At 69.2% G+C, this 21,155-nt stretch carries 21 protein-coding genes and 1 pseudogene; 12 read left to right on the top strand and 10 right to left on the bottom strand.

What is annotated here, in order from left to right; translation table 11 throughout:
* From AB0L53_RS16110 to AB0L53_RS16090, 5 genes are all read right to left on the bottom strand, one after another.
* Positions 1-645, bottom strand: coding sequence for a response regulator transcription factor (locus AB0L53_RS16110; RefSeq protein WP_358541094.1), 645 nt, complete (start codon positions 643-645; stop codon positions 1-3).
* On the bottom strand, positions 636-1,748 hold the full coding sequence (locus tag AB0L53_RS16105) for a histidine kinase (protein ID WP_363993722.1): 1,113 nt from the start codon (positions 1,746-1,748) through the stop codon (positions 636-638). Before AB0L53_RS16105 ends, AB0L53_RS16110 begins: the two co-directional genes overlap by 10 nt.
* A 100-nt stretch (positions 1,749-1,848) precedes the next feature.
* Entirely contained in the window at positions 1,849-3,045 is a 1,197-nt protein-coding gene (locus AB0L53_RS16100) for an MFS transporter (protein WP_363993720.1), read from the bottom strand.
* A 155-nt stretch (positions 3,046-3,200) separates the two neighbouring features.
* Positions 3,201-3,731, bottom strand: a complete 531-nt coding sequence (locus AB0L53_RS16095) for a cupin domain-containing protein (protein WP_363993718.1) — start codon at positions 3,729-3,731, stop codon at positions 3,201-3,203.
* On the bottom strand, positions 3,728-4,612 hold the full coding sequence (locus tag AB0L53_RS16090; protein ID WP_363993716.1) for an NmrA/HSCARG family protein: 885 nt from the start codon (positions 4,610-4,612) through the stop codon (positions 3,728-3,730). The genes AB0L53_RS16095 and AB0L53_RS16090 overlap by 4 nt, the downstream gene beginning before the upstream one ends.
* Positions 4,613-4,723: 111 nt before the next feature.
* On the opposite strand from AB0L53_RS16090, the gene AB0L53_RS16085 reads away from it, so the two are divergent.
* Positions 4,724-5,620, top strand: coding sequence for a helix-turn-helix transcriptional regulator (locus AB0L53_RS16085; RefSeq protein WP_363993714.1), 897 nt, complete (start codon positions 4,724-4,726; stop codon positions 5,618-5,620).
* Here AB0L53_RS16085 and AB0L53_RS16080 read toward each other — a convergent pair.
* Positions 5,608-6,762, bottom strand: a complete 1,155-nt coding sequence (locus tag AB0L53_RS16080) for an RtcB family protein (RefSeq protein WP_363993712.1) — start codon at positions 6,760-6,762, stop codon at positions 5,608-5,610. The genes AB0L53_RS16085 and AB0L53_RS16080 overlap by 13 nt on opposite strands.
* 188 nt (positions 6,763-6,950) lie before the next feature.
* Between AB0L53_RS16080 and AB0L53_RS16075 the strand changes: the two genes are divergently transcribed.
* Complete coding sequence (locus tag AB0L53_RS16075) at positions 6,951-7,688, top strand: amino acid racemase (protein WP_363993711.1); 738 nt, start codon at positions 6,951-6,953, stop codon at positions 7,686-7,688.
* Positions 7,689-7,692: 4 nt separating this feature from the next.
* On the opposite strand, the gene AB0L53_RS16070 is transcribed toward AB0L53_RS16075, so the two are convergent.
* Complete coding sequence (locus AB0L53_RS16070; RefSeq protein WP_363993709.1) at positions 7,693-8,637, bottom strand: pentapeptide repeat-containing protein; 945 nt, start codon at positions 8,635-8,637, stop codon at positions 7,693-7,695.
* Between the two features lie 217 nt (positions 8,638-8,854).
* On the opposite strand from AB0L53_RS16070, the gene AB0L53_RS16065 reads away from it, so the two are divergent.
* The 5 genes from AB0L53_RS16065 to AB0L53_RS16045 all read left to right on the top strand — a co-directional run bounded on the left by AB0L53_RS16065 (position 8,855) and on the right by AB0L53_RS16045 (position 13,398).
* Positions 8,855-9,466, top strand: coding sequence for a biotin transporter BioY (locus tag AB0L53_RS16065; RefSeq protein WP_363993707.1), 612 nt, complete (start codon positions 8,855-8,857; stop codon positions 9,464-9,466).
* A gap of 7 nt (positions 9,467-9,473) precedes the next feature.
* The gene (locus AB0L53_RS16060; protein WP_363993705.1) at positions 9,474-10,904 is read left to right on the top strand and encodes a class I adenylate-forming enzyme family protein; all 1,431 of its coding nucleotides are present in this window, start codon (positions 9,474-9,476) and stop codon (positions 10,902-10,904) included.
* Positions 10,904-12,055 (top strand): thiolase family protein, encoded by a 1,152-nt coding sequence (locus AB0L53_RS16055; protein ID WP_363993703.1) that lies wholly within the window; start codon positions 10,904-10,906, stop codon positions 12,053-12,055. Before AB0L53_RS16060 ends, AB0L53_RS16055 begins: the two co-directional genes overlap by 1 nt.
* 66 nt (positions 12,056-12,121) lie before the next feature.
* On the top strand, positions 12,122-12,796 hold the full coding sequence (locus AB0L53_RS16050; RefSeq protein ID WP_363993701.1) for an ABC transporter ATP-binding protein: 675 nt from the start codon (positions 12,122-12,124) through the stop codon (positions 12,794-12,796).
* Positions 12,793-13,398: an energy-coupling factor transporter transmembrane protein EcfT gene (locus AB0L53_RS16045; protein WP_363993699.1), complete on the top strand. Its 606-nt coding sequence runs from the start codon at positions 12,793-12,795 to the stop codon at positions 13,396-13,398. The genes AB0L53_RS16050 and AB0L53_RS16045 overlap by 4 nt, the downstream gene beginning before the upstream one ends.
* A gap of 166 nt (positions 13,399-13,564) precedes the next feature.
* On the opposite strand, the gene AB0L53_RS16040 is transcribed toward AB0L53_RS16045, so the two are convergent.
* Positions 13,565-14,293, bottom strand: a complete 729-nt coding sequence (locus AB0L53_RS16040; RefSeq protein WP_363993697.1) for a hypothetical protein — start codon at positions 14,291-14,293, stop codon at positions 13,565-13,567.
* Between the two features lie 966 nt (positions 14,294-15,259).
* Here AB0L53_RS16040 and AB0L53_RS16035 point away from each other — a divergent pair.
* From AB0L53_RS16035 to AB0L53_RS16020, 4 genes and pseudogenes are all read left to right on the top strand, one after another.
* Positions 15,260-15,574 (top strand): annotated as a pseudogene (locus tag AB0L53_RS16035) (transposase family protein); the annotation flags it as partial.
* Positions 15,490-16,494, top strand: coding sequence for an ISAs1 family transposase (locus tag AB0L53_RS16030; RefSeq protein ID WP_363993695.1), 1,005 nt, complete (start codon positions 15,490-15,492; stop codon positions 16,492-16,494). The pseudogene AB0L53_RS16035 and the gene AB0L53_RS16030, both read left to right, overlap by 85 nt.
* A gap of 92 nt (positions 16,495-16,586) precedes the next feature.
* Positions 16,587-16,859: a hypothetical protein gene (locus AB0L53_RS16025; protein ID WP_358443838.1), complete on the top strand. Its 273-nt coding sequence runs from the start codon at positions 16,587-16,589 to the stop codon at positions 16,857-16,859.
* Between the two features lie 301 nt (positions 16,860-17,160).
* Entirely contained in the window at positions 17,161-18,342 is a 1,182-nt protein-coding gene (locus AB0L53_RS16020; RefSeq protein WP_363993692.1) for an ISAs1 family transposase, read from the top strand.
* A gap of 72 nt (positions 18,343-18,414) precedes the next feature.
* Here the strand turns inward: AB0L53_RS16020 and AB0L53_RS16015 are convergent, their stop codons facing one another.
* Together AB0L53_RS16015 and AB0L53_RS16010 are read right to left on the bottom strand one after the other, a co-directional pair.
* Positions 18,415-18,939, bottom strand: coding sequence for an NUDIX domain-containing protein (locus tag AB0L53_RS16015; RefSeq protein ID WP_358541132.1), 525 nt, complete (start codon positions 18,937-18,939; stop codon positions 18,415-18,417).
* Positions 18,940-18,979: 40 nt separating this feature from the next.
* Positions 18,980-20,353, bottom strand: a complete 1,374-nt coding sequence (locus tag AB0L53_RS16010) for a transcriptional regulator (protein WP_363993690.1) — start codon at positions 20,351-20,353, stop codon at positions 18,980-18,982.
* A 157-nt stretch (positions 20,354-20,510) separates the two neighbouring features.
* Between AB0L53_RS16010 and AB0L53_RS16005 the strand changes: the two genes are divergently transcribed.
* Positions 20,511-20,861, top strand: a complete 351-nt coding sequence (locus AB0L53_RS16005) for a hypothetical protein (protein WP_363993688.1) — start codon at positions 20,511-20,513, stop codon at positions 20,859-20,861.
* Positions 20,862-21,155: the final 294 nt, after the last annotated feature.

Below are 21,155 nucleotides of genomic sequence, written 5' to 3'. Positions count from 1 at the left end.
TCAGCCGTCGAGGTGGCGCAGGATGGCCAGCACCCGTCTGCTGTAGGCGGGGGTCACGGGCAGGTCGAGCTTGTCGAAGATGGCGTTGACGTGCTTCTCCACCGTGCTCAGCGAGACGTGCAGGTTCGTGGCGATCGCGGCGTTGGTGAAGCCCTCGGCGAGTTGCCGCAGCACCTGCGACTCGCGTTCGCTGAGCGTACGCAGCGGGTCCACGCGGGTGGTGCGGGCGAGGAGCTGCCTGACCACTTCGGGGTCGATGACGGTGCCGCCCGCGCGGATCCGCTCCAGGGACCCCAGGAAGTCCGCCACCTCCGACACCCGGTCCTTCAGCAGGTAGCCCATGCCCTCGGTGGCCTCGGAGAGCAGCTTGGCCGCGTACGTCTTCTCCACGTACTGCGACAGGACCAGCACGCCCACCGAGGGCCAGCGCGCGCGGATCTCCAGCGCCGCGCGCAGGCCCTCGTCGGAGTGGGTGGGCGGCATCCGCACGTCCACCACCGCGACCTCCGGCCGATGCTCGGCCACCGCCTCGATCAGGGACTCCGCGTCGCCGATCGCGGCCACGACCTCGTGCCCGGCCTCCTCCAGCAGCCTGATCAGGCCCTCACGCAGCAGTACGGCGTCGTCGGCGAGGATCAACCGCACGATGCCGCCTTCGGGAGGGTCGCGCAGACCCTGGTGCCGCCGCCGGGCGGGCTGTCGACCTCGAACCGGCCGTCGAGCGCCATCACCCGCCTGGCCAGCCCAGACAGCCCGCCGCCCGCTGGGTCGGCGCCGCCGCGGCCGTCGTCGGAGATCACCACGCGTACCGCCCGCTCGTCCTCGCTCAGCACGACCAGGACGTCCCGCGCCCGCGCGTGCTTGACCGCGTTGGTGATCGCCTCCCTGGCCACGAAGTACAGGGCGGTCTCCACCTCCGAGACGGGCCGCCCGGCCAGCCCGTAGTCGACCGTCACCGGCACGCACGAACGTTCGGCGACCCCGGCCAGCGCTGTGCGCAGGCCCAGCTCGTCGAGCGCGGTCGGGTAGATCCGCCACGCCACGCTGCGCAGCTCGTCGAGCAACTGCCGGGACTCGGCGTACGCCTGGTCCACCAGCTCGGCCGCCCCGGCCGGGCTGTGCCGGGCCCGCCCGAGCAGCATGGCCAGCGCCACGCCGCGCTGCTGCACGCCGTCGTGCAGGTCCCGCTCGATCCTGCGCCGCTCGTCGTCGACCACCCGTACGATGCCGGACCGGCTGACGGTCAGCTCGGCGATGCGCCGCCGCATCAGCTCCTGCGGCCCGGGACCGAGGAAGCGTACGGCCAGCCGCCGCTCGGTCGCCACCAGCAGGCGGCACCAGAACGCGCCCAGGGCCAGCATCAGCACCCCGCAGGCCAGGCCGACCGCCCAGCTGTGCATCGACAGCTTGATGCCCGGCAGGTCCAGCGCCACCGGCGCGTAGTCGCCGGAGAACAGCACCCACGTGCTGCCGCCCAGGAACAGCAGGGCCAGGAACAGCAGCGCCAGCGCGAGATAGCCCCCGAGCACGCCGACCAGGGCACGCAGCGCGAGATAGCCGTGACCGGACGCGGCTCCGTCGGTCTCCTGCCCGAACCAGGCGGCCAGCCGGGCCCGTTCGAGCGCCACCATTCCCGGGGCCCACCTGCTCCGGTACGGCCAGGCGAAGGTCCACAGGGCGAGGGCGGCGGCTCCGGTGACCAGCCCGGCCAGCACTCCGGTGAGCTGCCTGAAAACAATGCCTGCCACGGTCGCGAAGTCTAGGCGCTGCGGCGGTCCGGCGGCGTGGCACACCCGGCGAGCAGGCGTGGGGCGCCGGTCAGGTGTCGACTTGTCCGTGCTGCGCCGGTCAGGTGTCGACGGGCAGGCGGCGGGCGGCCACGCCCGCCCAGCCGAGGCCCAGCGCGGTGATCAGGAGCACTCCCGCGGCCCCCGCGCCCGCCGCCACCAGCCCGGCCGCGCCCGGGATGAGGATCTGCCCGGTACGGTTGCCCGCGAGCCGGAGCGACATCGCCCGCCCCCGCAGACCGGGGGGCGTGGACTCGGCGAGCCACGACATGGTCATCGGCTGTCCCACCCCGAGCCCGAACCCCAGGACGAGCAGCACGCAGACCAGCAGCCACAGCGGCATCGGCAGCGGCGTGAGCGCCATGGCCAGGGCCGCCGCGACGGTGCCGGCGACCAGGAGACGCCGTCTGCCGAAGGCGTGCGAGAGGCGGCCGAGGAAGAAGCGCGACCCCATGGAGGCCACGCCGCGGATCGCCAGCAGGACACCCACCACTCCTGAGGCGAGCCCTTGCTCGGTGCCCAGCGCCGGCAGGTAGACGAGCGTGATGTCGACCGCGGCCAGCACCACGCAGCTGGTCACGAGCGCGTGCGCGAGACCCGGCAGCCGCAGCAGCGAGCGCACCCCCGTGGCTTCGCCGCCGGCTCGCGCGGTGGCCCGCGGACTGCCGGTCAGGAGCGCCGACAGCACGACGAGCGCGGCGGCGAGTCCGCAGGTCCACAGGTAGATCCGGCCGGTGTCCGGGATGGCGTGGGCGCCGCCGAACGCGATGATCAGGATCGGGCCCACGGCCTGCCCGAGCGAGGCTGCGAAGGTGTAGTGCCCGAAGGCGGTGTCGTGGCGGCCACGCTCGGTCACATTGGCCACCAGCGCCTGCTGGGCGATGACACAGCCGAGATGCCCCGTGCCGAGCAGGACGCCGCCGGTGATCAGCCCGGGAATCGTGTGACCGAACGCGAGGAAGGCGGCGCAGGCGGTCGTGAGCAGGATCGCGCCCGCCACGGCCATGCGCCGCTCGCCGTACCGGTCGGCCGCCTGACCGGCGGGGATGGCCAGGAGGAGCGGCGCGACGGCGAAGCTGGCGCCGAGCACGCCCAGCCACGCCGCAGAGACGTGCAGCTCGATCGCCCCGTACGACATGGTCGGCCGCAGCACGAACGTCACCACCTGCGTTCCCACAGAGTGGGCCAGCAGCAGGGCCATCTGATTACGCCGATGCCAGGTAATCACGCACTCCGGCCGGTCGCGCGCCTTCTCCACGGCCGGCGAGGCCACCTGTACGTCACTGCCTCAACCTATCGCAACAACCCCATAAGGCGAGAAAAGGCGAAATGTCGGATAAAACGCCATCGGTGGGAACGGGTCTTCCGGTGGCCCTGCCTATCGGAGGCATCTGGCCGGGCCGTGGTCTACCGCTACGTCAAGGGGCGGTTCATGAGGGAGGTCAGCTGGTGAATGTCGTGGCGGGCCCGCAGGGCCGCGATCGCCTCCTGATCGGGTGGCTGGGTGGCGGCTATCAGATCGGCGAGTTCGCGGAGGTAGTGCTCGTGGCCGGACGGGGAGACGAGGAAGAGCATTCGCGCAGGCTTGGGGCCGGGGTTGAAGAAGGCGTGCGGGCAGCCGGCGGGTACGAACATGACGCTCCCCGGACCGCCTCTGAACACCGGCGTGCCGGTGTCCGACTCCCACGTCCGCCAGTCGCCGTCGGCCTTCTCGCGTGGATGGAAGGCGAGCAGGTCGAGCTCCCCGTCGAGGATGTAGAAGACCTCCTCGGCCTCATGATGCAGATGCGCCCCGACGTCGAATCCCGGTGCGACGTCTGCCTCGAACATGGACCAGCTGGCCGACCGCTCCGCTCCCAACTTGACCGTCATGCCGGCGGTCTGGATCCGGCGTCCGGCGCCAGGCCCGAGCAGCAGTCCATCGGTCAGGTCCGGGTCGTTCATGGCTTCCACTCGGTTGCCTCCAGCCAGTTCTCCAGCGTCATCAGGCCTGGGTGGGCGGCCCGCAGCGCTGGGAAGTCGGGTTCATCGTCGTCGCGGTCGCCGAGCCAGGCGAACATCCTGGCCACCTGCTCGTCGAAGGCTCGCACCTGCTCGATGGGCACCTGATGGAAGCGGCTGGGCAGGCCGCCGGCCCGGCCGAAGGCCTCGGCGATCGCCTGAGCGGACAGGCAGTCCCCGGCGATCTCGAGTTTCCGGTCGATGAACTCGTCGGGCTGGTCGAACGCGATCGCGGCGAAAGCCCCGATGTCCTGCGTCGCGATCAGCCGTACCCGCGTCTCCGGCCGTACGGCGAGGTTGACCGCCAGCTCGTCGCCGTCCACGACCGGGCGGGTGAGGGAGGTGAAGTTCTCCATGAACATGACAGGCCGCAGCACGGTGGCCGGTAGCCCGAGCGAGTCGACGCGTTCCTCGATGCGGGCCTTGCTGTCGTAGTAAGGGATGCCGCTCACCAGGCCGGCGCCGCTGATCGAGCTGTAGACGAGATGCCTGACGCCGGACTTCTTGGCGATCTCCGCCACCGCCTTGCCGCGCCGTTCCTCGGCGATCACTCCTTCAGGGGTCACCTTGGGCCCGGTGAGCATGGTCAGCACCAGGAAGACGCCGTACGCGCTGTCCATCGCCGCCCGAAGCGACGCCGCGTCGTCCAGGTCGCCGGTGACGAGGGTGGCTCCCGCCGCCTGCAGCGTTTCAGCGCCCGGCGAGCCGGGATTCCGTACCAGGGCGCGCACCTCCCAGCCACGATCGAGCAGCTGGCGCGCGGCCGCGCCACCCTGCTGGCCGGTGGCCCCGATCACCAGCACCGGTCCCTTCTGCTGTGCCATATGCCCTCCTTCGCCCGACAGTGACAATGATCAGGCTAACGACGAAGAGACGGCCGGTCCTGGTACAGATACTGCTAATCTGCCGGTCGGTTCACCGTCCACGGGAGCTGTGTGGAAAGCGGCCACGACAACGGACAGGCGGCGCGGCGCGCCGAGCTGGGTGCCTTTCTGCGCGCCCGGCGAGCCCGGCTGCGGCCGGGAGACGTGGGGCTGCCGGAAGACGGCATACCGGGGCGACGCCGGACCGCCGGCCTCCGGCGCGAAGAGGTCGCCGAGCTGTCCGGCGTCGGTGTCACCTGGTACACCTGGCTGGAGCAGGGCCGGAACATCTCCACGTCGGTTCAGGTGATCGACGCGCTGGCCCGCGCGCTCCTGCTCGGCCCGGACCACCACCGGCACCTTCGGTACCTCGCCGGTCTCGCCGCCCCGGACCGGGAAACCCCCTCCGAGGACGTACGTCCGCGACTGCGACGCTTGGTCGACGCCGTGGCTCCGAACATCGCCTCCATTTATGACGGCCATTTCGACTACCTGGCGTGGAACCGGGCGTACGCGCTAGTCCGCCACGATCCAGACAGGTTTCCCGCCGATCGGCGAAACCTGGTGTGGATGATGTTCACCGACGAGGAGAACCGGGCCCGCATGACCCGATGGGAGCCGGCGGCGCGGGCCGTCCTCAGCCAGTTCCGGGCCCTGGTGGGGCAGCGTCCGGACGACCCACGGTTCGCCGACATCGTGGCCGGGTTGACCGCGGCGAGTTCGGAGTTCCGGGAATGGTGGAACGAATACCCGATCCGCTCCTTCAGACCCGCGACGATCGAACTCGATCACCCCGAGGCCGGGCGGATCGAACTGGAGATGTTCCAGGTCCGCTTGGTCGAGCGCCCCGACCTGGTGATGGTTGTACAGGTGCCCGCGAATCACGCGGTGCTCCAGCGGATCACCTCCATGCTCGAAGGCCCCTTGATCTCCGTGACGGGTGGCGAGGGTCGGGATCAGCCCTTGTAGTTGAAGATCTGGCGCAGCGTGTGTTGCACGGTGACCAGGTCCTTCTGATCTTCCATGACCTGGTCGATCGACTTGTACGCTTCCGGGTGCTCGTCCACCAGCGCCCCGGCGCGGTCGGCGTTCCAGACGCGGCTGCCCATCGCCTCGGTGAGCGAGGCGGCGGTGAGCTTCTTGCGCGCCTCGGTGCGGGACATGCGCCGTCCCGCACCATGGGAGCAGGAGTTGTAGGAAGCGGCGCTGCCCAGGCCGGTCACGATGTAGGAGCGGGTACCCATGGAGCCGGGGATGATTCCCTCGTCCCCGCTGGCCGCCTTGATCGCTCCCTTTCGGGTGATCCACATGTCGCGGCCGTGGTGGCGTTCCATCTGGGTGAAGTTGTGATGGGCGTTGATCGTGCGCAGCGCGGCACCATGACCGACGACCTGGAACAGGGAGGCGACCAGCACCTCGGCCATGCGGGCGCGTGAGGCCATGGCGTAGCGCTGGGCCCACAGCATGTCCTCGATGTAGGCGGTGAACTGCGGCGTGCCCTGCACGAGGTAGGCCAGATCCGGGTCGGCCAGCTCGATGAACCACTGCTTCATCAGCTTCTTCGCCTGCGTGATGTGCATGGTGGCGAGCTGGTTGCCGATGCCGCGCGAGCCGGAGTGCAGCACCGTCCACACACGGTCGCGCTCATCCAGGCAGACCTCGACGAAGTGGTTGCCGGAGCCGAGCGTCCCGAACTGCGCGATGACCGTGTGCTCCTGCTTGCCCGTCAGTGAGGTGCCGGGTGTGCCGATCGCGTTGAGTGAGGCGTCGGTGGACGGGTCGTCATGGCCCTGGCCGACGCCGGCCGGGATGCGCTGCTCGATGAGCGGCATGAGCGCGGCCAGGGTGTCGGGCAGGGCCGCGGCGGTCAGGTCGGTCTCGGTGGCGACCATGCCGCAGCCGATGTCCACGCCCACGGCCGAGGGGATGATGGCGCCCTGGGTCGGGATGACGGAGCCGACGGTGGCGCCCATCCCGACGTGGGCGTCCGGCATCAGCGCGACGTGGCTGGGCACGAAGGGCAGGCGGGCGGCCCGGGCGGCTTGTTCGATGGCGTCCGGCTCGATGTCGCTCGCCCATGAGATGAGTCCGGGTGCTACCCGCTGCGGCATGAGGGGCTGCCTTTCTGGTCGATGATCTCGTAGCAGCGTATTCGACGGGAGTGCGGTGATCGCTACTGGTTTGTTGGGCGGCGAGCGACCGGAGAGGACGGAGCTCCGCCAACCGCGCTCGGGGCGGTCGGCTGTGGCACCTTGGGCGGTGGTGGGCGAAGGTTCCCGCCATCGGAGGAGTGATCACTATGCGGCATCTCGGCATCCTCGCCCACAGCACCGAAGGGGCGGCCCTGTGTTTCCTGGCCTACTGCCAGGAGGGGTTTCGCCGTGTGGGCCGGCACGAGCATCCCGACGTGACCCTCGATTACATCGCCTTCGGCTACAGCATGCCCGCGTGGGACGCGGGCGAGTACGACTCGATCAGGGACACGCTGGCCATCAGCGTGGGGCGGCTGGCTCGGGCCGGGGCCGACTTCTTCGCCTGCCCGGACAACACCGCCCACCTGGCGCTCGAACGGCCCGGCGCGGATCTGGCCCTGCCCGGCCTGCACATCGCCGAGGTGGTCGCCGACCAGGCCGTTCGCGACGGGCGGACGAAGGTCGGCGTCCTGGGTACGGCGTACACGATGGACAGCGGGCTCTATCCGGAGGCGTTCGCCGCGCGTGGGATCGCGGCGGAGGTGCCGGATCCGGACGACCGGCGGATCATCAACGAGATCATCTTCGCCGAGCTCGTGAGCGGGGTGTTCACCGAGGAGTCGCGGCGGGAGTACGTCCGTGTCATCTCGCGGCTCGCGGAGCGGGGGTGCGACGCCGTCGCGCTCGTCTGCACCGAGATCCCGCTCCTGGTGACACCCGAGGCGTCGCCGCTGCCCACACTCGACTCCACCCGCCTCATGGCGGTCGCCGCGTACGAGGTCGCGGCCGGCCACCGGCCGCTGCCCACCTGGCGTGGCGGGGTTTTGGCCGCTCCCCGGAGCTGACCGGTCACGGCCACTTCGTCTGGCGGTTCCATCGGACGATCTTCTTGAGCTGGGCGGTGGGGGGCAGTCCTATGGCGCCGGTCAGGTCAGCGTTGTCGAAATCGGCGCCCGTCAAAGTGGCGTCCGTCAGGTTGGCGCCCCTCAGGTCCGCGGTGAGAAAGATGGTGTCGGTCAGGTCGGCGTTCTCCAGGGATGCCTTGGTCAGGTCGGCGAGGTTGAAATTGGCGCGAGCGAGGTTGGCATTCATCAGGTAGGCAGAGGAGAAGTCGGAGAAGGGCATGACACTGTCGGACAGATTTGCTCCGAAAAGCGCGGCTCCGGCGAGGAACACGCCGTACATCCTGGCTCGCGGCAGGTAGGCGTTGCTCAGGTCGGCGTCGCCGAGCCGGGCGTGTGACAGGTCGATCCACTCCTTCTTCGGGTTGGCCGGACGGACCCGGCCCAGCACGGTGAGCATGGCCCGAACATCTCTCGCCTGCCCGTAGCTCTTCTTGGTCGATGTGCGGCCGTTTCCCACGACATAGCTGGCGAGAACGTCAACGGTCGTCTGCCGGTAGTCGGGGACATCCCTGCCGATGTTCTCGAGGGCGTAGGCGGCGCCGATCCGCACCTCCATGCTCGCGCTGCCGAGTTGTTCGACGGCCTTGGTGAATCGGTCGGTGACCTGGCCCTTCTGCGCGACTTCGAGGCCCTTCCTGGCGATCAGCAACTCCTCACGGGAGGCCTCGACCGATTTCGCGGTCTGCGCCAGTCCCTGCGCCGTCAGCAGCAGCCCGCCCAGCACGGCGATGGTCGCCGGGACCTGCAGCAGGGTGGTGACGAACTGGCGCCGGCTGTCTTGGGCCGCGCGGTGCAGCTCAGCGCGTTCTATGGGTTGGAGAGTGGCGAACTCCGCCCGCGATAATGGAGCGGTCGCCCGTTCTTCGGGACGCCAACGGAACCACGTCATGAGCGGATCGTGCGCTCAGGTCCGCCCGTTGGCGAGAGTAGGCCCCTACTCAAGTTGAGCGGTGACGACGCTCGCGGGCGAATGTTGTGGCATCCCTCCATGCGTGTCCCGGGACGTTGTGGTGTGAGATCGGATCCGCACCTACGAGAAGTTCCACGCGACTACGAGAAGTTCCGTGCGCCTACGAGAAGCACCTACGAGAAGTGGAGGCGGCGACATGCCGAGGCTCACCGGGGGAAAGGGTTTCCCCACCGGCGACATCGCCCGGATCAGCGTCTTCGCGGCGCTGATCGCCGCGCTCGGCCTGCCGGGCACCCTGAACCTGTTCGGCAACGCGGTCCCGATCACGCTGCAGACGTTCGGCGTCATGCTGGCGGGCACGATCCTGGGCTCGTGGCGGGCCGCCCTGGCCGTCGCCGTACTGCTCGTGCTGGTGGCCGCGGGCCTGCCGTTGCTGGCCGGCGGGCGTGGCGGGCTGGGCGTGTTCGCGGGGGCGTCGGCCGGTTACCTGATCGGCTGGCTGCCCGGCGCGGCCGTGACCGGCTGGATCGTCGAACGCGGCGGCCATCGGCCGGGCATCGTACGGCTGGTGGTGGCCTGCGTGGTCGGCGGCATCGGGGTGATCTACCTGATCGGTCTGCCCGTGCAGGCGGCTGTCACCGGCGTCCCGCTGGGCCGGACGGCGCTGCTCAGCGCCACGTTGTTCCTGCCCGGCGACCTGATCAAGGCGGTGCTGGCGGCGATTGTGACGAAAGGTACTCAACGGGCATACCCTGACGCGGTCCCGGCCGTGCATCGCGAACGGCTCCGCGCCAGCAAGGAGGGCTGAACCGGTCATGCCGGTCGCCGCACAGGTATTGCGCCACGCTTCCGACCACCCGCACCGCCTCGCGGTGTGCGGCCCGGCGGGCGAACTGAGCTACGCCGAACTCGCCCGGCGCATCCGCGACACCGCGACGCACCTGACCGCGCCGGGCTTGGCTCGCGGGGTGCTGGTCGCGATCAGTCTGGCCGACCCGGTGGACCAGCTCATCGCCGCACTGGCAACGGACCTGGCGGGGGGTACGCCACTGCTGTGCGACCCGGCCTGGGACGAACGCGTACGGGCCGCGATCCCCGCGGACCGCCACCTCGACAGCCTCCCGCCCGCTGGGGCGAACGACGTTCTGTCACCCGCCGAGGCGGGCGCGGGGCCATCCGCTGAGACGGGCACGCTGGTTCCTCACGCGGCGGCGTGGCCGCAGCCGGAGGACGGCGATCGGGCCTGGGCGTGTTTCAGTTCCGGGAGCACCGGCCGTCCCCGGGCCGTGGTCCGCACGCGCGCGTCCTGGACCGCGTCGTTCCCGTGGGTGAGCGAGCTGGCCGGGATCGGGCCCGGCGACGTCGTCTTGGTGCCCGGACCCCTGGGCTCCTCCCTGTACGGCTTCGCGGCCGTGCACGCGCTGGCCGTCGGCGCCACGGCCCTGGTGCCGGGCCGCTGGTCGCCCGGCGCCCTGGGCGAGCAGCTCAGCCGGGCGACCGTGGCCCACCTGGTGCCGCACTGCCTGCCGGCCGCACTGGACGCATTGGAAGAGGGTGCCCCGCTGCGGACCGTCGTGATCGGCGGGGCGGCGCTGCCCGGCGTCCTGCGGGAGCGGGCGGCAGCCGTCGGCGTACGGGTGGTGTCCTACTACGGCGCGACCGAGTTGTCCTTTGTGGCCGCCGACGCCGACGGCGCGGGGCTGCGCCCTTTTCCGGGTGTGGAACTCCAGGTCAGGACCCTGCCGGGCCAGACGCTCGGCGAGGTGTGGGCGCGGTCGCCCTGGCTGGCCGAAGGCTATCTGGCCGGCGCGGCGGGCCCGCTGCGGGTGGACGGCGACGGGTGGATGAGCGTCGGCGACGTGGCGGAGCCGTACCTGCCGGGTGAGGTCCTGCGGCTGCGCGGCCGGGGCGACGGCGCGATCCAGACCGGCGGCGCCACGGTCGTGCCGGAGGACGTCGAAGAGGTGCTCAGGAGCGTGCGGGGGGTGGGCGACGTCGTGGTGGTCGGCTCGCCACACCCGGACCTGGGCGCGGTGGTCACGGCGATCGTCGAGGTGGGCGCCGGAACCCCGCCCTCGCGGGCCTCGCTCGAGGCGGTGGCCCGCGGCGGCCTGGCCGCGGTGCAACGGCCCCGCCGCTGGTACGCGGTGGACAGCCTGCCCCGCACCTCGGCGGGCAAGCCGGCCCGCGGCCTCCTGTCCGCCCGCCTGGCCGGCGGCGACCCTGACCTGTGGCGGCTCACCTGATGCGATCGGACATCGCGCCGGTCATCGTGGCCGCGCGCCGTACGGCGATCGGGACCGCCGGGCACGCCTTCAAGGAGGTGACCGCCGACATGCTGGCCTCGCCCGTCATCGAGGTGCTGGCGGGTGACGTCGCCGGCCTCGGCATGCCGATCGAGGACGTGGTGCTCGGCAACTGCATGGGTCCGGGCGGGAACCTGGCCCGCGTGTCGGCGCTGGGCGCGGGGCTGGGCGAGGCCGTTCCCGGTGCCACGGTGGATCGGCAGTGCGGCAGCGGGCTGGCCGCGATCCTGATGGCGGGTCAGGCCGTGGCCAGCGAGGAGATGGAGCTGGTCCTCGCCGGTGGGGCCGAGAGCGCCTCCACCGCGCCGCTGCGGGCGCACCGGGGGAGCCCCGCCGTGCCGTACGAGCGGGCGCCCTTCACCCCGGCCGGCCACCCGGATCCGGACATGGGCGCCGCGGCCGAGGCGCTGGCCGCGGCGCGTGGCGTGGATCGGGCCCGCCAGGACGACTACGCGCGCGCGAGCAACGCCAAGGCGGTGGCCGCACGGGAGGCGGGACGGTTCGCGGCGGAGATCGTCGAGGTCAAGGGGCGGACGGAGGACCAGCGGCCCCGGGTGTTGCGGCCGGAGTCGATGTCGCGGTTGCCCGCGGCGTTCGTCCCCGGAGGGACGGTGACGGCCGGGAACTCCTCGCCGGTCAGCGACGGGGCGGCGATGGTCGCCCTCACCACGGAACGCCTGCGCGCCAGGGCCGGGCTGCCGGGGCTCCGGCTGCGGGGCGGGGCCGTCGTCGGCTGTGATCCCGCTCTGCCCGGCTGGGGCCCGGTGCCCGCCGTACGACGGCTGCTCGGCCGTACCGGAGTGAGCATGGAACAGATCGCGGCGGTGGAGATCGTGGAGGCGTTCGCGGCCCAGACGCTGGCCGTCACCGACGCGCTCGGGCTCGACCCGCTCGGCGCCGACCGGGACCGGGTCTGCGCCGATGGCGGCGCGCTGGCGCTCGGCCATCCGTGGGGGGCAACCGGAGCCGTCGTGGTCACCCGGCTGTTCACGCGGCTCGTGCGGTCGGGCGCGCCGCCGGGGACGCTGGGGCTGGCGACGGCGGCGGTCGGGGGCGGCCTCGGCGTCGCCGCCCTGTTCGAGGTGGTGTGAGGCAGTGAGCGAGTCGGTTGAAATGCCCATGTGGTGTGAGCCGGTTGAGATGCGTAGGTGGTGCGGGTGATCGAGCTGGACGACGTGCGGGTCCGGCTCGGGCAGCGTGAGGTGCTGCGCGGCGTCACGGCCCGCCTGCCCGAGCGGCGGGTCGGCGTGATCGGGGCCAACGGGTCAGGCAAGAGCACGCTGGCCCGGCTGCTGAACGGCCTGGTCCTGCCGACTTCCGGCACCGTCACCGTCCTCGGCGACGACACCCGCCGCCACGCGGCCAGGATCAGGCGGCGCGTCGGGTTCCTGTTCACCGACCCGGACGCGCAGATCGTGATGCCGACCGTGGCCGAGGACGTCGCGTTCTCCCTGCGCCGGCACAAGCTGCCGCGCGAGGAGGTCCAGCGCCGGGTCACGGACGTGCTGGACAGGTACGGCCTGGCGGGCCACGCCGACCACCCCGCCCACCAGCTGTCCGGCGGCCAGAAGCAGCTGCTCGCCCTCTGCTCGGTCCTGGTACTCGAACCCGAGATCCTCGTCATGGACGAGCCCACGACCCTCCTGGACCTGCGCCACTCCCGGCTGGTCGCCGACGTGCTGCGCGACCTGCCGCAGCAGGTGGTCGTGATCAGCCACGACCTGGCACTGCTGGCGGACTTCGACCGCCTGCTGGTCATGGACGAGGGGCGGATCGTGGCCGACGCCGCGCCGCCGGCGGCCATCGGCCACTACCGGAAGCTCATGTCGTGAACGGGCTCACCGGCGCCTACGTCCCGGGCGGCTCGCCGCTGCATCGCCTGCCCGCGGGGGCCAAGCTCGCGGGCCTGGCGGCGTGCTGCACGGTGCTCGTCCTGCTGCGCGCGCCGGTGTCGATGGCGGCCGCCGCGCTGGCGGTGGGGGTGCTGTTCGCCGTCTCGGGGGTGGGCGCGGCGGCGGCCTGGGCGCAGGTGCGGCCGGTCCGCTGGTTCGCGGTGGCGCTGTTCGCCGTGCAGGCGGTGTTCGCGGACCTGCCGTCGGCGATCACCTCGGTGTCCCGGGTCGTCCTGGCCGTCGCCCTGGCCGGGCTGGTCACCCTGACGACGCGGACGGAGGCCATGATGGCGTTCCTGGAACGCTGCCTGTCGCCGGCAAGCTGGGTGGGTCTGGACCCGTTCCGGCTGTCGTTGCTGCTGTCCCTCACGATCCGCAGCGTGCCGGTCATGGCCGACCTGGCGACCCGCGTACGGGAGGCGCAGCGCGCCAGGGGAGTGCAGTGGAGCGTGCGGGCCTTCGCCGTGCCGCTGGTGGTGAGCGCGCTGCGGCACGCGGACGCGCTGGGCGAGGCCCTCAGCGCCCGCGGCCTGGACGACTGATGGGGCTCACACGGGCCCGCAGGTCCATAGGTGAGAAGATCAGCAACAAGCTGTTCTTGGCGAAGGCCGAACGATTGGAAGCGAAAATCCCCCGGCTGGCCAGTGAACGTGAAAGCCACTCAGCGTGAACGGCCCAGCGCGTATATGGCAGAACGTTCTGACTATGTCACCAGGGGGTCGTTATAGTATCGCTTCCCCATCGGTTAAGATCTGACGTATCGATGACCTCTCCGCGATAGTCAACCCACGCAAGGATCAGAAGGCTGAGCCAGTGCGAGGTCAGCAGCCATGCCTCTCTCAGAAGTCCCGCTTGAGCATACAAGGCGTGTGGGTCTTTGGGATGTGTTAGAGCATGGCGAAGTTCTGTCACCGCTTTTGCGGAATCCATATTTGTAGTGGCAGCATATGCCTTCAGCGTTGGTAGGTGGGCTGGGGGTGTCGTAGGAATCTGGAAATCTGTCAGCATCCTTCGAATTCGCCATTCAGCGCCCTTGCTATCGATCTTCTGTGGATTCTTTCCCTGCTCATGTACTAGCCTGATCCAGGCTAAGTGCTCTATTGCTGCGAAGGCTAGCAGGAGCCGTTGCTCCAATAGAGCAGAACCATTCGCTCCAAGGTGGGCCTGAATGAGAAACGCCAGAGTAGGGCGACGGGCGGCATTAAGGAAGGCTTTGATGAGAGGGGCGGCCATGAGTTCGATCGACTGTCCTCTATGTCCACTCCACAGCTCTTGATGTCCATGGGTGAGCTGATCCACTTTAGGGGTAGCCCATTCTTGCCATGCTCTTTCCCCGTTTGCTCGGATGCCTTCGAATTGGGGAGCGGTAAAGCGTCCGGCGAGGAATGAAAGCGCGAGATGTATTGCTTCCATCGCCGCTTCAGCATCGACCGCCATGAACTGCGCCCCGTCGACCTTAGATATGCGTAGAGCGTGTGTGCGGGAATATCCTCCATTGTCACGAATGCGCCTGAGGGTGGAGCCTGCTCCTGGATGGGCATCGAGAATGATTTCCCAGCCCTCAACGACCCATCTGTTCCGGCCGAGCCAATCCCACTCAACGCCCTCTATTGCCCCTTTGAGGGGAGATCCATTGGCCTCGATGAAGTTTACGAGGGATCCCGAATCCAATTAACCGGGAGCGGCTGCGTCTCCGGTTAGGGTTCTTTCCGCAAGCCATGCCGTCGCCTTGTCCCAAGATGACTTGCGATGATAAGCTTCGACCAAGTTATTCGGTCCAGCTAGGTTGTCAAGATGGACATGAAATGGCTTATGCTTGTTTAGGTGTAGCCAATTAACTGGAGTGTCTACGGTCGATGACAGAAGGAGGCGGACTTCATGGCGAGGTAGCCATTGTAGATCAACGGTTACTTCGCAGGGAACATCCATTTCTATAATGCGCCCTCTCCCTTGGTAGAGGATTGTTTCGGCCGTCTCCCAATCGGGTTCTAGTAGGCTTGGGAGTGGCTCCATTGTATCCATGCTGCAAGTATCGCCAATATGCGAATAGGCTGCTACGTGGGATGACGAGTAGTGATGCAATCGAGACGATCGCGTTTTGAGGGCTACCCTATATGCATCCTCGCCTATGGGCATATAACGAAGGCGCGAGGCGGGACTTCCCGTGAAAGACCGACATGCAAGTAGCGCAGGACCTGCGTGGCCTGAGCGCTTCTGGCGCCATCAGAGCATCAGAAGAACCGCCAGGGCCCCGGCAAAGTGGCACCGATGGCCGTGATGTCCAGTTCAGGCGCATGAGGGCGGTGCAGCCGGGGCGAAGCGGCGGGGCGGGCGATCAGCTAAACGAACAGGCACGACCTTCGAGATCATGAGGTTCTCGACGCCAAATGATCAGAGAAGACCGTGCCTGCCCCCATATCATTGCCGATCACCCCTGCCCTGGACCACTTGACGACCGTGACCTGCGGCTCGGCGCCTGTAGCCGCCCCCGAGTACGCCAGCCTGCTCGATCATCTGCGGCAGGTTCCCGATCCGCGGCGGCGACGCGGCGTCCGCCACGCGCTGGCCTCGCTCCTGACGATCACGGCAGCTGCCGTACTGGCCGGGGCGCGGTCCTTCACCGCTGTCGCCGAATGGATCGCCGATGCCCCTGTCCAGGTCCAGGCCGCATTGGAGTCCGGCACGACCCCATCGCCGGCGTTGCCCAACCGCCGCACGAGGCGACGCTTCGCCGCGTGCTGGCACGTGTCGACGCCGACGCCCTGGACGCCGTCTTCACCGCCTGGCTGGCCGCACGCAGTCGTGCCCACCTCAAAGCAAATCCCAAACCCCCAGATGAGCGACCCCGACGCCGGGCGGTCGCGGTGGATGGCAAAGCGCTGCGCGGCGCCCGCCTGGACGAGCACCGGACAGTGCACCTGCTGTCGGCGTTCGACCACGCCTCCGGTCTGGTCCTGGCACAGACCGACGTGGACGGCAAAACGAACGAGATCACCCGCTTCCAGCCTCTGCTGGCAGACCTTGACCTGGACGGATACGTTCTCACCGCCGACGCGCTCCACACCCAGCGCGAGCACGCCACGTTCCTGGTGACCGAGAAGAACGCCCACTACATCCTGATCGTCAAGAACAACCAGCCCAGCCTGCACGCCCAACTCAAGCGGCTGTTATGGAAACAGGTCCCCGTCGCCGACCGCCAACGCGACCGAGGGCACGGCCGCGAGGAGCGCCGTACGCTGAAGGTGCTCACCGTCAAAGCCGGGCTGCTCTTCCCGCACGCGCTCCAGGCCATGCAGATCAAACGCCAGGTCAGGGACCTGAAGAAGGGCAAATGGCGGACCGTGACCCTCTACGCCGTCACCAGCCTCCCACCAGGACGCATCACCCACGCCCAGCTCGCCGCCCTGATCCGCGGACACTGGAGCATCGAAAACCGGCTCCACCACGTCCGCGACGTCACCTACCGCGAAGACGTCTCCAAAGTCCGCACCGGCACCGCACCCCGGATCATGGCCAGCCTCCGCAACCTGGCCATCGGCCTGGCCCGCCTGATCGGCTGGACCAACATCGCCGCCGCCACCGACCACTACCGCAGCCACCCCGCCGACGGCCTCCAGCTACTCGGTCTTACAACATGAGAACGTTTCGACCCTGGGCTGAAAGCGATCGGTGAGCGATCTGTAAGCGCTGTTTCCTACGGTTGCGGCATTCCCAACTTCGAGGAGAGTCGATGCGAGTATCCAAGCTGGCCGCCGGTGCGCTGATGGCCGCCGCGCTCGTCACCCCCGCCCTGGCGGCCACCCCCGCCCTGGCGGCCACCGCAGCGCAGGCGGCGCCGCCGCCGACCACGACGGACTGGACCCAGGAGGGGCCGTTCTCCACGTTCGACGCCTGCGATCACCGCAGGCGCTTCTGGGACCAGCTCGACGGGCGTTCGCACTACTGCCAATGGGCCGACGGCACCCACGAGAACCGCGGCTGGTGGATCCGCACCCGTGGCTGAGCCGCGCTAGCGCCGCCGCAGCAGGTACGTGTCCATGGTCCAGCCCTTGCGCGCGCGGGCCCGCGCACGCACCTGTTCGAGGTGGCCGGCCACCTCGGACAGCGGGCCGGCGATCAGGATCTCGTCGGGCGTGCCGGGGTAGGCACCCAGTCAGGGGCGAAGCGTTCTCGGCTGGTAGGACCTACGCGGGCTCGACGAGGCCGGGTGGTTGAGGGCACCCCCGGGGTGTGAATGACAAACGCGGCCCCTGATGATCGTTGGTTGTCTACGCCAGTCGATCAAGAACAGGGGCCGCGTTCGCGTGCCATCATCCCCGATCGACGTGCTCGCCCGCCACCTGGAGCACGTCTCCCTCACCGACCCACTGACCGACCTGCTCGATCTGCCGGCCCTGGCCGAGGTGCTGGACACGGTGCCCGACCCGCGCAGCCGCCGGGGACGCCGCTACCGGCTCGGCCCGCTGCTAGCGTTATCCCTGCTCGCCGTGCTCGGCGGCGCAACTTCCCTGGCGAAGATCACCCGGGTCATCGCCGGATACGACCCACACCTTCGCGCCCGCTCCGGGCTGCCTGGCACGGCCAAGCTGGCCGCCAGCACCCTGGGGCGGCTGCCGCCCCGGCTGGACGGCGACGCCTTCGACACTGCCACCTGCGGCTACCTGGCCTCACTCGCCGCCCGCGGCCCGCCCTCGGACCGAACCCCGCTCATCAGCCTGGCCCTGGACGGCAAGACCCTGCGCGGCAGCCGCACCCCCGACACCACGGTGCACCTGCTGGCCGCCACCCGCCACGACACTCAGACCGTCGTAGCTCAGCGGCAGGTCGAAGCCCACAGCAACGAGATCCCCGCGTTCACACCCCTGCTGTCCGGACTCGACCTCACCCACACGGTGATCACCGCCGACGCCCTGCACACCCAGCACGAACACGCCCGCCACATCATCGCCGCCGGCGGCCACCACCTGTTCATCGTCAAGGGCAACCAGCCCACCTTGCACCGCCGACTCAAGGCCCTGCCCTGGCGCGAAGCGATCCTCAACGACCGCACCGACGAGACCGGACACGGCCGCCGCGAGATCCGCCGCATGAAGATCTGCACCGTCCGCCCCGGGCTGCCCTTCCCCCACGCCGCCCAGGCGATCCAGGTCAAACGCCGCCGCACCGACCACCGCACCGGCAAGACCACCATCGTCACGATCTACGCCGTCACCAGCCTCCCACCAGGACGCATCACCCACGCCCAGCTCGCCGCGCTGATCCGCGGACACTGGAGCATCGAAAACCGGCTCCACCACGTCCGCGACGTCACCTACGGCGAAGACCACTCCCAAGCCCGCACCGGCAACGCACCCCGCAACATGGCCGCCCTGCGCAACCTCGCCATCGGCGCGCTACGCCTGACCGGCGCGACCAACCTCGCCCAGGCCATCCGGCACCTCTCCCGCGACGCCACCCGCCCCCTGACCATCCTCGGACTCACATGATCAACTAACTTTGCCGGGGCCCTGGAAGAACCGCGAAGCGGTGAGGGCTGGCGGCACCACAGCCGCGAGTCGCTACACCCCCGCGAGGACGTAGAGCAGAGCGTTCATGCTGGTGCCGCTGATGATGTCGCGCTTGTCGATCAGGCGGCGGATGTCCGTCAGGGGGACCCATTCGATGCGCTCCGCCTCCCATCCTTCGGTGGGCGGCCCGATGTGCTGGGCGCTGTCGGCGCGGAAGATGTGGTGCTCGGAGTCGGAGATGCCGTTGGTCGGCTGGGTGTAGAGCAGTGGCGACAAGGGGCCAGGTCGCCAGCCGGTCTCTTCTTCGACCTCGCGGGCGGCGGCGGCGATCGGTTCCTCGCCCTCCTCGATCTTGCCGATCGGGATCTCCCAACCCCAGGTGTCGGTGATGAAGCGGTGCCGCCAGATGAGCAACACACGGTTCTGCTCGTCAGTGACGACTGCACCGGCTCCGGGCGCGGTGCGGATGAGCCGATGATCAAGATGCCGTCCGTCTGGCAGTTCCACATCGGCCACGCGGACGTCGAGCCAGCGGTCAGTGTAGAGCGGTTCTTCCGAGTGGACCTGCCAGCGCATGCGACTGCTCCCCTGCGTGGACGCCTGGACCGGCACCACGCTACAAGGGGATGCCAGCCTGCTGCCTCGCGCGGGCGACAAACACCTTGACCGGTTGCGTGTCGTAGGCACTCAGGGCCGTCGTCACCGATTCGATGCGCTCGGCAAGGCGCTCGGACTCCATGCCCTCGGTGCAGTCGAGCATGCTTTCCGCGGTGGAGACGGCCTGTTCCAGCTCGCCGCGTTCGGCCAGGATCAAGGCGAGAGTCGCCTGCCGGTGAGCCTGCCCCCGTAGATGGCAGGTGCTGGCCGAACGCAGAGCCTCCTCTGCGTACTCTTGGGCAGGTGTCAGGTCGCCGAGACGCCGCAGGGCCTCGGCGTGCTGGCACTCAAGCAGACCCGGTTGTACATAGCCGGTCTCCGGAGGCTCCTCTCCTTGCCGGATCTGCCCTGCCGTGGCCTCCGACAGGCGCATGCGCGCGTGGCAACTCGCCCGATCGCCGACACGTGCGTACGCCTTCGCCTGGAGAATGTGCAGGTCCGTCGCGAGGGCGGGACTCAGGTGACCCCGCGCTGCGCGCAGAGCTGTCTCGCAATACTGGATGACGCGCCGGTACTTCGCCTGGGCCATCGCCTGGTTCGCCAGCAACGCGATCACGTAGCCGCCGAAGGCCAGGTTGCTCGACGCTTTGGCCATCCTGAGCGCGTGGAACAGGTAGCGCTGCGACAGCGCCTGCCTGTCGGAGTCGTACGCACATATGCCCGCGAGCGCGATCAGCCCACCAGCCGCCCGGAACAGTCGCCTGCCGATCTCGTCGTCATGGCTACCTCTGAGCAACGGCGTCACGCCGGTGTTGAGGAAGGCCACGAGGCGCGGCCGTACCGGGATGCCGCCTACCCTGCGGTACATCTGCTCATAGCGGCCACGCGCGTCCTTGAGCACCTGGACGTCGTCCATCGACACTGGGCGCGGACCTCGCTGCGAGACGTCGATCTCGTACGGCGGGTTCTCCCACTCGAAGACCGGTGCGATGGCGGCCGAGCCCTCGATCAACGATGCGCCCACCGGAAAGACCTTGTTCCCCAGGTCTCCTCGCCACAGGGCGACGGCCTGGTCAACAACCTTGGGCAACTCCATCTCACAGGCGTCACCCGCCGTTCTCGCCATCCCGATATCTGACAGTGCGAGGACCCGCCCGACCTTGGGCCCGATGATCTCGCAGATGATCTCCGAAACGTCACCCCTTGGGATGGCGTGATCTCTGACCCATCGCGCTATGGCCGTGTGGTCGTAGCGCGTGGGGCGACGGGCGGTCGCGGTGGCCTTGTTGATTCGTGCGGCCATTCCCGCGTGCGAGATGCCCGCCTCCGCAAGCAAGGCATCCAGCAGGATGTTCGGCTCACTCACTTCAGCCCCTCCGTCGAGCGACGCCATATCCGGAGTGTAAGCAGAAAGTTACAGAACGAACAGGCAGGTTGACAGGCGAGCGCATCACAGCTTTATCGCATTCACACAGGGTGTGAACCGACTCCCACCACCCGTCGCGATCACGCGCTTATGAGAGCGATCCCGCGCCGAGTCCACTGGCTCCATGACGCGGAACCAACCAGAAATCACGCCCCCACAGCACCCCTTGCAGGCCGCCCGCGACATAGGCCAAGCCCTTGTCGCACTCGGCGTCCCTGCCGACATCCACGATGGATACGGGCTGGCCCTGGTGTCGGTTTGGGTGGGCCTGGTGGTCTGGTGCGATGGCGACCGCTACTGGTGGCGTACCGGCTGGGACCCGCATCGCAAACGGGTCATCTACGCCTACCATCCCGCGCTCGATCCCGAGCGGGCTGCCCGTCGCGTCGCCTCCCGCTACGCGGACCTCCGCAGAAGCCATCCCCTACCCCAGCCGATATACGTGCAGGCGGCAGCTTCGGGGCCAGTCAGTTGAGCATCGATACGCGACAAGTGGGAAGCCGCGTCACGATCACGGAACTCCTGCACAGCCACGCACGAACCCGCGCTCACCGTGCCAGGCTCATCGGGCGTAGCGGCACAGTGATCAGCATCCTCACCCACGGTACCAACGCCTTGATCCGGCTTGACGGGGATCACTTTGACCTGCCCGCCGGCATTCGCCGTTGGCCTGTCCATTGGGATGACCTCACCATCGAACCCGTTGCCGATGCGGGAACAGCACCCCCGCGCGAGTACCGGACGGGCGTCTTGGGAAGCGGGCAGGACG

Origin of the sequence: Nonomuraea sp. NPDC052129 (genome assembly GCF_040680095.1) — a bacterium.
Lineage (GTDB): Bacteria > Actinomycetota > Actinomycetes > Streptosporangiales > Streptosporangiaceae > Nonomuraea.
This window is presented reverse-complemented; position numbering and strand designations above follow the sequence as displayed.